Origin of the sequence: Streptomyces sp. NBC_00457, from assembly GCF_036014015.1 — a bacterium.
Lineage (GTDB): Bacteria > Actinomycetota > Actinomycetes > Streptomycetales > Streptomycetaceae > Streptomyces.
On sequence record NZ_CP107905.1, the window covers coordinates 9,497,853 to 9,508,959 of the forward strand.

An 11,107-nucleotide genomic window follows, 5' to 3' on the forward strand; every position below is an offset into this window, starting at 1 on the left:
GTATCGAGAGCAAGCGGGTCGAAGGCTTGACTTCATACCCCCTGGGGGTATGGTCGGTCGCAGAGAAATCCGGAGATCGGAGAACACCATGCGCACCGCACTGAAGCTCACCGCGTTCGCCGCCGCCCTGGCCGCCACCTTCGGCACCGCCTACGGCGTGGGCCAGGGCGTTGCCCCGGTCGTGGAAGACCGCCCGCCCGCCCGGCACGACACGCACACCGAAGCGGCGACGGAGGGAGGGGACGACCATGGTGGGCATGAAGCGACACCGGCCGGCGGACTGCAGATCTCCGAGGGCGGCTACACCCTCGACCTGAGGACTCCGCGCGTCACCGCGGGGGAGCGGAGCGAGCTGCGCTTCACGATCCGGGACGTCGGCGGCGACGCCGTCACCGCCTACCGGCGCGAACACGACAAGGAACTGCACCTCATCGTCGCCTCACGCGACCTGATCACCTACCGCCATCTGCACCCCACCCGCGCCGCCGACGGCACCTGGAGCATCCCCGTCGAACTGCCCCGCGCGGGCGGCTACCGCGTCTTCGCCGACTTCACCCCGGCGAAGAAGGGCGCGAAGAACCTCACCCTCGGCGCGGACCTGGCGGCAGCGGGCCCCTATGAGCCGAAGCAACTGCCCGCGCCCAGCAACGTCGCGAGGATCCACGGCTACGAGGTCAAGTTGTCCGGCGGCCTGCGCCCGGGCGCCGAGAGCGAGCTGAAGCTGACGGTGTCCCGCAACGGCAGGCCGGTCACCGACCTCCAGCCCTACCTGGGTGCCTACGGCCATCTGGTCGCCCTGCGCTCCGGCGACCTCGCCTACCTCCATGTGCACCCCACCACCGCGACGAAGCCGGGCCCCGACATCTCCTTTGCGGCCACGGCACCGAGCAGCGGCACCTACCGGCTGTTCCTCGACTTCAAGCACGCGGGCACCGTCCACACCGCGGCCTTCACGGTCCACGCCGGACAGGCGACGGCGGAAGAGCCCGCGCACGAAGAAGCAGAAGGGCACGGGCACTGAGACGGAGGCCGGTCGGCTGCTGCGACCGGCCTCCGCGCACATCCGGGCCGAGCGTCAGGACGTCGGCTCGGTCACCTTCGTCGAGGTCTCGCCGTCGACCGCCGCGGCCAGCTGCGGCACCAGACGCTCGAGCGTGTAGGGCAGGCTCAGCACCGACACGAAGGAGACCGAGTTGCCGTAGTCGCTGCTCTCCTTGACGAAGACCTCGCGGTCCTCCTTCGCCACCGTCAGATCGGCGTACAGGGAGTTCTTGCGCAGCGCGGCCTTGTCCTTGGCGGTGTCGGAGACGATCCAGACGACCGCGTCGGTGTCCAGCAGGTCGGTGCGCTCCTTGCTGATGTTGGCACCGAACTCGTCACCGATGACCTTGTCCAGGTCCTTGGGCAGGGTGAAGCCGAGGTCCGTGAGCAGACGCGAGCGCGGGTCCTGGCTGCCGAAGACGAAGGTGCCCTCGTACGGCGTCGCCATCACGGCGCTGGACTTCGTGAACTGAGGGTTGTCGTCGGTCGCCTTCTTGAAGTCGGCCTCGACGCCCGTGACCAGTTCCTTTGCCTTGGCCTCCTGGCCGAGCGCCTTGCCGATGATCTCCGTCTGGTTCTGCCACGGCACGCCGAAGTCGTTGTACTCCTTGGGCTGGGCGACCACCGGGGCGAACTTCGACAGGGTGTCGTACTGCTCCTTGGTCAGCCCGCCGTAGACGGCGAGGATCAGGTCCGGCCTGAGCGCGGCGATCTTCTCCGTCTGCGGGCCGGTGCCGGTGTCCTTGAGGACCGTCGGGGCCGCCGCGCTGCCCAGCTTGTCCGTGGCCCAGGGGCCGATCGCGCCCTTGTAGCCGCCGAGCCATTCGGTCGTGCCCACGGGCACCTTGCCCAGCGCGAGCACCGCGTCCTGGTCGGTGAGGCCGACCGTGACGATCCGCTTCGGCTCGGACTTGATGGTCGTACTGCCGTACTTGTGCGGGAGGGTCACCGGGAAAGCGGTGCTCGAGGACTCGGTGGCTTCCGAGCCCGCCGTGTCGGAGCCGTCGTCGGATCCGCAGGCCGTGGCGGTGGCGAAGAGGAGCAGCGCGGAGGCGAGTGCCGCGGCGAGCCGGGTGCCTCTGAGAGAGCCGAGCATCAGTGGTCCTTCTTGGTTGTGTCGGTGCTGGGACGGGGCGTGGGGGGCTCGTCGACGGGTGTGCGGGTGCCGGACCACGCCTGCCACAGGGAGGCGTACGGGCCGGCGGTGGCGCACAGTTCGTCGTGGGTTCCGCTCTGCACGATCCGGCCGCCGTCCATGACGACGATCCGGTCCGCGTCGGCGGCCTGGGTGAGGCGGTGGGCGACGACGAGCGCGGTGCGGTGCTCGATCGCCCGGTCCGCCGCCTTCTCCAGCAGGCGGGCGCCGGTGCTGCCCGCCTCGGCCGTGGCCTCGTCGAGCACGGCCACCGGCGGATCGGCCAGGACCAGCCGGGCCAGGGCCAGTTGCTGCACCTGGGCGGCGGTGAGGCGGTGTCCCCCCTCGCCGACGACTGTGCCCAGACCCTCCGGCAGTGCCTCGGCCCAGTCCAGCGCGTCCACCTCCGCGAGTGCCGCGCGCAGGTCCTGGTCCGTGGCGTCGGCGCGCGCCAGACGCAGATCGTCGGCGAGCGGCCCGGCGAAGACATGCGTCTCCTGGGTCACCAGGGCCACGGGCAGGCCGTCGGTTGGAGCGTTCAGCTGTACGGAACCGGCGGTCGGTTGGTGCACGCCCGCGATCAGCTTGGCCAGCGTCGTCTTGCCCGCGCCGCTCGCGCCGACGAGGGCGACGCGTTCGCCGGCCGCGAGGGTGAGGTGTATGTCGTGCAGGACGGGACGGCCGGGCTCGTACGCGTGATGGACACCCGTCACCGTCACCGCGCCGGACTCGGGACGGTCGTACGGACTCGGTGTTCCGACGGATGCCTCGGCCGCCGGCCCGTCCGCGACTCCGACCAGCCGGGCGAGCGCCGCCGTCGCCGACTGGGCGTCGTCCAGCAGGACGAGGGCCGAGTTGATCGGGGTGAACAGGCTGTGGAAGTAGAGCGCGGCGGCCGTGGCGGTGCCGATGGAGACGGAGTCGGCGCGCACCAGCAGGAAGCCGGTGACGAGGACGGCGGCGAGGCCGGTGTACTCGGCGATGTGCAGCCGGTTGTAGAAGTCGAGCACCAGCCGCACCCCGCGCATGGTCAGCGCCACCGCGGCCGAGGAGCGCTTGGTCACGTGCGCGGTGTGCTGCTCCTCCATCCGGAAGGCCCGTACGGTTCCGGCGCCCGCGATGGTGTCCAGGAGCTGCTGTTGCTGGGACCCCATGGCGATGCGCTGCTCGGCGTAGAGGGGGACGGCATGCCGTACGTACCAGCGTGCGGTCCCGGCCTGGATGGGCACGGCGAGCAGGGCCGCCAGCAGGAACCGCCAGTCCAGTGCCGCCATCGCGGCCAGGGTCAGCACGATGGCCAGCAGGGAGCGGGCCAGTTCGGGCAGCGCGTTGCGCACCGCCTCGCCGACCACCGAGACGTCCCGGGTGACCCGGGCGTTGAGGTCCCCGGAGCCTGCCTTCTCCACCTGTTCCAGGGGCAGTCGCAGGGCCCGCTCGACGAAGCGCTCGCGCAACTGCGCCAGTACCGTCTCGCCGAGCCGGGAGACCAGCGACAGACCGAGCGCGGTGGCCCCGCCCTGCACGACGGCGACCAGCACCAGCAGGACGACGGGGAGGGTGAGGTCGTCGGCCGGGCGGTGCTCGGCGACCACGTCCACGATGCGGCCCAGCAGCGGCTGGACGATCAGCCCGACCCCGGTCGCCGCGATCATCACGGCGAAAGCGGTGAGCGTCAGGCGGCGGTGCGGCCGGACGAGTTCACGGACCGCGGCGCGCGTGCGGACCGGCGTTGCCGTGGGCAGCAGTTCGCGGGTGAGGGACGGGTCGCTCATGCCAGCACCGCCGCTCGGTACGACTCATGACGGCGTATCAGGTCGGCGTGCGGAGCCGTGTCGGAGACCCGGCCGTTCTCCAGCAGCACGACCCGGTCGGTGACGGACAGGAGCCCGGGGCTGGTGGTCACCAGGATCGTCGTACGGCCCTTGCGGATCTCCCGGATTCCGGTGGCGATGCCCGCCTCGGTGACCGCGTCCACCGCGGTGGTCGGATCGTGGAGGACCAGGACGGGCCGGTCGGCGGCCAAGGCGCGGGCCAGGGCGACCCGTTGGCGCTGCCCGCCGGACAGTGACCGGCCGCGTTCGCTGACCGCGGTATCCGCGCCGTCCGGCAGGGACTGGGCGACCTGCGCGACCCCGGCCGCCGCCATCGCCGGCTCCGGATCGGCGCCGTCCGGGGCGGACGCCGTGACGTTGTCGTGGACGGTGCCCTCGAAGAGGTCGGCGTCGTGCTCGGCGACCAGCATCGCCGTACGCAACTGAGCCGGGTCCAGGTCCCGCAGGGATACGCCGTCCAGCTCGACCGTGCCCGAGTCCGGGTCGGTCTGCCGGGCCAGGGCGCGCATCAGGTCCGTGGCCTGGGCGGGGTCGGTCGTGACCACGCCGAGCAACTCGCCGGGCGCGACCTCCAGGTCGACGTCGCGCAGCCCGCCGAGGCTGACGCCGCTGAGCCGGAGCGCACCGCGCACCGGCTGGGGGAGGGTTCCCTCGCCGGCGTCGACGGTGTGCGGGGCGGCGAGCACCTCGGCGATCCGGGAGGCGGAGGCGCGGCCCTGCGCGAGCTCGGCGTTGACCCACGCGAGCACCTCCAACGGGCCGAGCAGGAACAGCGCGAGCCCGACCGCCGACACCAACTGGCCCAGACTGATGGATCCGTTGGCCGCGAGCCGGCCGCCGACCAGGGCGACGGCGGCGATCAGACAGCCCGTCAGGGTCAGCACCATGCCGCTCTGGAAGGCCTGCGCGCGGGCCGCTTTCAAGGTGGCCTGGAGGGAGTCGCGGCTGGTGGTGCGGTAGCGGGATATCGCGGTCGACTCGCCCCCGATGCCCTTGAGGATCCTCAGACCGGCCACCAGATCGGCGGCGACGGCCGAGGCGTGCGCGGCCCGTTCCTGCTCGGCCTCGCTGCGGGACTCCAGCGGCTTGCTGAGCAGGTGGCCGAGCCACAGCAGCACCGGCGTGCCGAGCAGGACGACCAGGCCGAGCGTCACCGACGCCCGCAGCAGGACGACGGCGCAGGCGAGGATGCCGGCCAGGGCCGAAATCCCCGCCATCAGCGCCATGTTGACGGCGCCGACCCGCTTGGCGTCCTCGGTGGCGACATTGGCGAGCGCGCCGGGCAGCCGGCCCTCCTCCACCCCGCCGCGTGGATGAAGAACGCGTCGTACGAGGGTGATGCGCAGGTCGTGTTCGGCCTGCGCGGCGGCCCGGTCGCCGGACCAGGCGCCGTAGCGGTAGCTGAGCGCTAGTCCCGTGTAGACCACGGCGAGGACGGCGAGCCACCGCAGCAGGGCGCCGGTGTCGGAATCCGTGACGGCGCGGTCGATGACGACGCCGATGAGGACCGGCACCAGCACCTCGCCCGCCTGGTGTCCCGAGCCGAGGAGCGAGCCGAGCGCGACATCACGCCGCTGCCCCTTGATCGACCGTCTCAGGACGTCACGTCCCGACGGATTTGAAGGACCCACCCGCACCCCTCCGGGATCGGACGACCGTTGAATCGCTCGACAGGCTGAAAACTTAGGTGAGGCTACTCTGACTTGACGAATCTTGCCCAACTGGGTCGTCGGCGTCGCCGCGCCGGTGAGTGAGCAGGGAGTCGAGGATCTCGCCGGAGCGAACAGCGGTCGTGGACAGCAGCGTTGAGGTGAGGCCGTGGGTGTGCTCCGTCGCACCTTGGAGGTAGATACCGGCGGTGACCTCGGGTGCGGCCTCCACGCGGTGGTCGCGTCCGACACGTACGGCGTCGTTGTCGTCCCGCAGGCAGAGCTTCGCGGTCCGGCCCAGCAGGGGGTCCAGCTCCCGCGGGCGGTACCCGGTCGCATGGACCAGGATGTCGCAGGCGATGACCTCCCGTTCGCCGGTGGGGAGGTACTCGACGGTGACCTCCAGGCGGTCGGGCAACTGCCGCACGTCCCGGATGCGGGACACGTTCCGCAGCTGGAGGCGCTCGCGGCCCTGGACCTTCTCGCGGTACATGGTGGCGTAAAGGGACTCGATCAAGTCCATGTCGACCACTGAGTAGTTGGTGCTGCGGTGGTAGTCGTACAGGGACTGCTTCACCTCGGGCCGCGCCTGGAAGTACACGTCCACGGCCTCCGGGTCGAAGATGCGGTTCGCGAACGGGCTGTCGTCGGCGGGTGTGTAGCCGTACTTGGCGAAGACCGCGCAGATCTCCGAGTCGGGGAAGGAGCGGTGCAGGTAGTCGACCGCTTCGGCGCCGCTCTGTCCCGCGCCGAGGACCAGAATGCGGTGCACCGATTCGCTCCGGCCGGTCAACTCGCGGGTGCGCGGGATCAGTTCGCTGTTGTGCCAGATGCGGTCCGAGAGGGCTATGTCGGGCGGCACATGGGGTTCCAGGCCCACGGCCACCGAGATGTTGCGGGTGCGGCGGACCACTGTGCGCTGTGGATCGCCGGGTACGCGGCTGACCACGTCGAAGAAGCGGACCTCGCCGCCCTCGGCGGTGACCGGTTCCACGGAGAGGACTTCGGCGTCGTACGTGACCTGGTCCGCGACCCGGGCGGCCGCCCACTCGAAGTACTCGTGGAACTCGATCCGCAGCGGGAACAGAGTCTTCGCGTTGAGGAAGTCGACCAGTCTGCCGCGCTCGCGCAGGAAGCACAGGAAGCTGAAGTCGCTCGTGGGATTGCGCATGGTGACCAGGTCCTTCAGGAAGGACACCTGCATGGTCGCGTCGTCGATGAGCATTCCGCGGTGCCAGCCGAAGCCCGTCTGGCGTTCCAGGAATCCGGCGCGGATCCGGTCCTGTGGAGCGGCTCGGACGTTGTGTTCCTCGATTGCTATGGCCAGTGCGAGATTTGACGGCCCGAAACCTATTCCGAGCACGTCGTGGACGGCGGCAGGTTCGTCGTGCAGTGCGTTCACCGCAACTTCCCTTCCCCTAGGCGCCACCGATGTTAAATAAGGTTAGCCTTACCTTGCAATGGTGTGTCCTACGAGAGGATCGACTATGCGGGTCGTCATGTTCGGCTATCAGACCTGGGGGCACCGCACGCTCCAGGCTCTGCTGGAGTCCGATCACGAGGTGGTCATGGCCGTCACCCACCCCAAGAGCGACCACGTGTACGAGAAGATCTGGGACGATTCGGTGGCCGAACTCGCCGAGAAGAACGACATCCCGGTACTGCTGCGCAACCGCCCCGACGACCTCGAACTCCGCGCCGCCCTGCGGGACATGGAGCCCGATCTGATCGTCGCCAACAACTGGCGCACGGTGCTCCCGCCGGAGATCTTCGACCTCCCCACGCACGGCACGCTCAACGTCCACGACTCGCTGCTGCCGGCCTACGCGGGCTTCTCCCCGCTGATCTGGGCGCTCATCAACGGCGAACGCGAGGTCGGCGTCACCGCACACCGCATGAACGCCGAACTCGACGCGGGCGACGTCCTGTTGCAGCGGGCGATCCCGGTGGGCCCGCGCGACACGGTCACCGACCTCTTCCACCGCACCGTCGACCTGATCACCCCCGTGGTCCACGAGTCGCTGGACCTGATCGCCTCCGGCCGGGCCCGCTGGATTCCACAGGACCGCGGCAGGGCCACCTTCTTCCACAAGCGCTCGATGGAAGACAGCCGCATCGACTGGACCTGGCCCGCGGAGGCCCTGGACCGGCTGGTGCGCGCCCAGTCCGACCCGTACCCCAACGCCTTCACCCACCACCGCGGCGAACGCATCCGCATCATCGAGGCGGAGGTCTCCCAGGGCTGCTACGGCGGCACGCCCGGGCGCATCTTCATCCGCGAGGGAGACGGCGTCGTCGTGGTGGCGGGTGCGGAGGCGCGGACCGGGCGGCTGCACGGACTCCTGGTCAAGCGGGTGCGGACGGAGGACGGGACGGAGTTCGCGGCGTCGGAGTACTTCCGCACGATGGGCGGGTATCTGACCGCTCGGCCCTGACGGGCGTCCGCGTTCTCAGTCCGCCGCCTGTGCCATCGGCTGCAGCGGCGCGCCCTGGTGATGACGTCCCATCGGGATCACCATCGGCGTGCCGCTGACCGGGTCCAGGGTGATGCGGCAGTCCAGGTCGAACACGTCCGCCACCGTCCGAGCCGTGATGACCTCGGCCGGAGTGCCCTCGGCGGCGATCCGGCCGTTCTTCATGGCGACCACGTGATCGGCGTAGCGGCAGGCCTGGTTGAGGTCGTGCAGGACCATCACGACGGTGCGGTTCTCACGCCGGTTGAGGTCCGTGATCAGGTCCAGGACATCGATCTGGTGGGCCAGGTCCAGATAGGTCGTGGGCTCGTCGAGGAGGAGGACGGGGGTGCCCTGCGCCACGGCCATCGCGATCCAGGCCCGTTGGCGCTGTCCGCCGGACAACTCGTCGACGGGACGGTCCGCCAGGTCCGTCATACCGGTCGCCGTCAGCGCCTGCTGCACGGCCTGCTCGTCCGCCTTCGACCACTGCCGCCACCAGGTCTGGTGCGGTGAACGGCCCCGGTTCACCAGGTCGATGACCGTCAGCCCCTCCGGCGCCACCGGGCTCTGCGGCAGGATGCCCAGACGCTGCGCCAACTCTCTTGTCGGTATGGAGTGCAGCGCCCTGCCGTCCAGATGGACCGCGCCTTCACGGGGCGCCAGCAGCCGGGCCAGGGCGCGCAGCAGCGTCGACTTGCCGCAGGCGTTGGCGCCGACGACGGCGGTGATCCGGCCGGGCGGCACGGCCAGGTCGATGCCGTCCACGACCAGGCGGTTGTCGTACGCCAGACGCAGACCGCTCGCCCGCAGGTCCGGGTCGGCGGGGGGCAGCGAGTCGGCCGGCCCGGCATCGGTCTTCATACGGTCGGTCGACATGGGATCAGCCTCCTGAACCCGCGCGGTTGGCGCGGACGAGCAACCAGAGCAGTACGGGCGCGCCGAGCACGCCCGTGACGATTCCGACCGGCAACTCCGTGCCGGAGAACAGCGTACGGGCGATCAGGTCGCCGCCGAGGACCACCAGTGCCCCGGTCAGTCCCGAGGCCACGGTGGGCGGCCAGGCGGTGCCCGCCAGTCGCTGGGCGATCTGCGGCGCGGCCAGCGCCACGAACGCGATCGGGCCCGCGGCGGCGGTGGCGAAGGCGATCAGGCCGACTCCGCTGAGGAGGATGGCCAGGCGCACCGGTTGTACCCGCGTGCCCAGGCCGGTGGCCACGTCGTCGCCCAGCTGGAGGGTGCGCAGCAGCCGGCCGAGCAGCAGCGCCGTCGGCAGCAGGACCGCCAGCGCGAAGGCGAGGGGGCCGACCTGGGACCACGTACGGCCGTTGAGGTTGCCCACCAGCCAGCCGAGCGCGGCCTGGGCCTGGAACCGGCCGCCCTTGGCCACCAGATAGTCGGTGGCGCTCGTGCAGATCCAGGCCACGCCGATGCCGATGAGGATGATCCGGTAGCCGGTGGTGCCGCGGCGCCAGGCGAGGGCGTACACCAGCAGGGCCGTGGTCAGCGCACCGAGCAGGCCGAGCGCCTGCGTGCCGAGGCCTCCGTCCCAGCCCAGCACGATGCCCGCTACCACGAAGGTGCCCGCGCCCTGGGTGAGGCCGATCATGTCGGGGCTGGCCAGCGGATTGCGGGTCATCGTCTGGAACAGCCCGCCGGAGACACCGAACGCGATGCCGACCAGCAGTCCGACCAGGGAGCGGGGCAGCCGCAGTTCCTGGACGACGAGCACGGTGCCGGGGTCCCCGGAGCCGACCAGGGCCCGCACGACGTCGGTGAAGGCGATCGGGTAGTCGCCGATCGTCAGGCTCCAGCAGAAGAGGAAGAAAGTGCCGACACCGAGGACCGCGCACAGCGCCACCAGACGGGGGCGGATGATGCCGGACAGCGGCGGCACGGTCAGGCGGTAGGTCCTCACCGGCGCGGAACGGGACTTCGCCGCAAGGGACTTGAAGGTCGTCGTCATCCTCATGCCTCCGCGAGCTTGCGCCGTCTGACCAGGGCGATGAAGAACGGTCCGCCGATGAAGGCGACGACGATCCCGGCCTGCACCTCGGTGGGCCGGGCGATCACCCGGCCGATGATGTCCGCGGCGAGGAGCAGGCTCGGCGCGAGCACCGCGGACAGCGGCAGCAGCCAGCGGTGGTCCGGGCCGATACCCGCCGACTGGGCCAGCGCACGGGCGACATGGGGGACCACCAGGCCGATGAAGACGACCGGGCCGATGGCCGCCACCGCCGCTCCGGTCAGCAGGGTGATCGCGGTGACGCCGCCGAGCCGGATGAGGCCGACCCGCCGTCCCAGAGATGCCGCCACGTCCTCGCCGAGGGCCAGGCTGTTGAGGGCGGGCGCGGCGGCGAGGGCGAGTACGGCGCCGACGGCCAGGAAGGGCAGGATCCGCAGTACGGTCGCCCCGTCCTGGTCGGCCATCGAGCCGGCGGTGAAGAAGCGGTAGCGGTCGAGCGCGTCCGGGTCGGTCAACGCGATGGCGCTGGTGAGGGAGTTGAGCAGCGCGGTCACCGCGACGCCGGCGAGTGCCAGCTTGACCGGGGTGAGACCCGAGCGGCCGAGCCTGCCGAGCAGGAAGACCAGGACGCTCGCCACGAGCGCACCGGCGAAGGCGAACCAGACGTACCCGTAGAACGAGCCGAGGCCCAGCACGCCGACGGCCAGCACGATGGCGAAGGACGCACCCGCGGTGACTCCCAGGATTCCGGGGTCGGCCAGCGGATTGCGGGTCAGGGCCTGCATCAGCGCCCCGGCCAGCCCGAGCGCCGCCCCCGCGGTGAGTCCGAGCGCGGTGCGGGGCACCCGTGCCGACCAGATGACGTTGTCCACGAACCGGCTCGGTGCGTCACCGAACAGCGCGCGCACGACCTGGTCCGGCGGAATGCTGGCGGCGCCGAGGGCGAGCGACAGCAGACAGAGCGCGAGCAGCACCACGCCCAGCGATGCGACGAGGAGAACAGGGCGAACCCTTCTGCCCCGCGTCACCGT

At 70.9% G+C, this 11,107-nt stretch carries 9 protein-coding genes; 2 read left to right on the plus strand and 7 right to left on the minus strand.

The genetic code is table 11. The features are described 5' to 3' along the window. Positions 1-88 precede the first annotated feature (88 nt). Complete coding sequence (locus OG828_RS43415; protein ID WP_328369786.1) at positions 89-1,021, plus strand: hypothetical protein; 933 nt, start codon at positions 89-91, stop codon at positions 1,019-1,021. Positions 1,022-1,075: 54 nt separating this feature from the next. On the opposite strand, the gene OG828_RS43420 is transcribed toward OG828_RS43415, so the two are convergent. Genes OG828_RS43420 through OG828_RS43435 form a run of 4 tightly spaced genes read right to left on the minus strand, consistent with a single transcriptional unit; the run spans position 1,076 to position 7,059 of the window. Next, a complete protein-coding gene (locus OG828_RS43420; protein ID WP_328504270.1) occupies positions 1,076-2,137 on the minus strand; it encodes an iron-siderophore ABC transporter substrate-binding protein in 1,062 nt (353 codons plus the stop codon). Continuing rightward, positions 2,137-3,948 carry an ABC transporter ATP-binding protein gene (locus tag OG828_RS43425; protein ID WP_328504271.1) on the minus strand — a complete coding sequence of 604 codons (1,812 nt, stop codon included), beginning with the start codon at positions 3,946-3,948 and terminating at the stop codon, positions 2,137-2,139. Before OG828_RS43425 ends, OG828_RS43420 begins: the two co-directional genes overlap by 1 nt. Then, complete coding sequence (locus OG828_RS43430) at positions 3,945-5,639, minus strand: ABC transporter ATP-binding protein (protein WP_328504272.1); 1,695 nt, start codon at positions 5,637-5,639, stop codon at positions 3,945-3,947. The genes OG828_RS43425 and OG828_RS43430 overlap by 4 nt, the downstream gene beginning before the upstream one ends. 52 nt (positions 5,640-5,691) lie before the next feature. Then, positions 5,692-7,059 carry a lysine N(6)-hydroxylase/L-ornithine N(5)-oxygenase family protein gene (locus OG828_RS43435; protein ID WP_328504273.1) on the minus strand — a complete coding sequence of 456 codons (1,368 nt, stop codon included), beginning with the start codon at positions 7,057-7,059 and terminating at the stop codon, positions 5,692-5,694. A gap of 85 nt (positions 7,060-7,144) precedes the next feature. Here OG828_RS43435 and OG828_RS43440 point away from each other — a divergent pair, with 85 nt between their 5' ends. Further along, positions 7,145-8,092 carry a methionyl-tRNA formyltransferase gene (locus OG828_RS43440; RefSeq protein ID WP_328441954.1) on the plus strand — a complete coding sequence of 316 codons (948 nt, stop codon included), beginning with the start codon at positions 7,145-7,147 and terminating at the stop codon, positions 8,090-8,092. A gap of 15 nt (positions 8,093-8,107) precedes the next feature. Here the strand turns inward: OG828_RS43440 and OG828_RS43445 are convergent, their stop codons facing one another. Genes OG828_RS43445 through OG828_RS43455 form a run of 3 tightly spaced genes read right to left on the minus strand, consistent with a single transcriptional unit; the run spans position 8,108 to position 11,104 of the window. Beyond that, the gene (locus tag OG828_RS43445; protein ID WP_328441955.1) at positions 8,108-8,989 is read right to left on the minus strand and encodes an ABC transporter ATP-binding protein; all 882 of its coding nucleotides are present in this window, start codon (positions 8,987-8,989) and stop codon (positions 8,108-8,110) included. A 4-nt stretch (positions 8,990-8,993) separates the two neighbouring features. After that, a complete protein-coding gene (locus OG828_RS43450) occupies positions 8,994-10,076 on the minus strand; it encodes a FecCD family ABC transporter permease (RefSeq protein ID WP_328504274.1) in 1,083 nt (360 codons plus the stop codon). Positions 10,077-10,078: 2 nt separating this feature from the next. Beyond that, entirely contained in the window at positions 10,079-11,104 is a 1,026-nt protein-coding gene (locus tag OG828_RS43455) for a FecCD family ABC transporter permease (protein ID WP_328505041.1), read from the minus strand. Between the last annotated feature and the right edge of the window lie 3 nt (positions 11,105-11,107).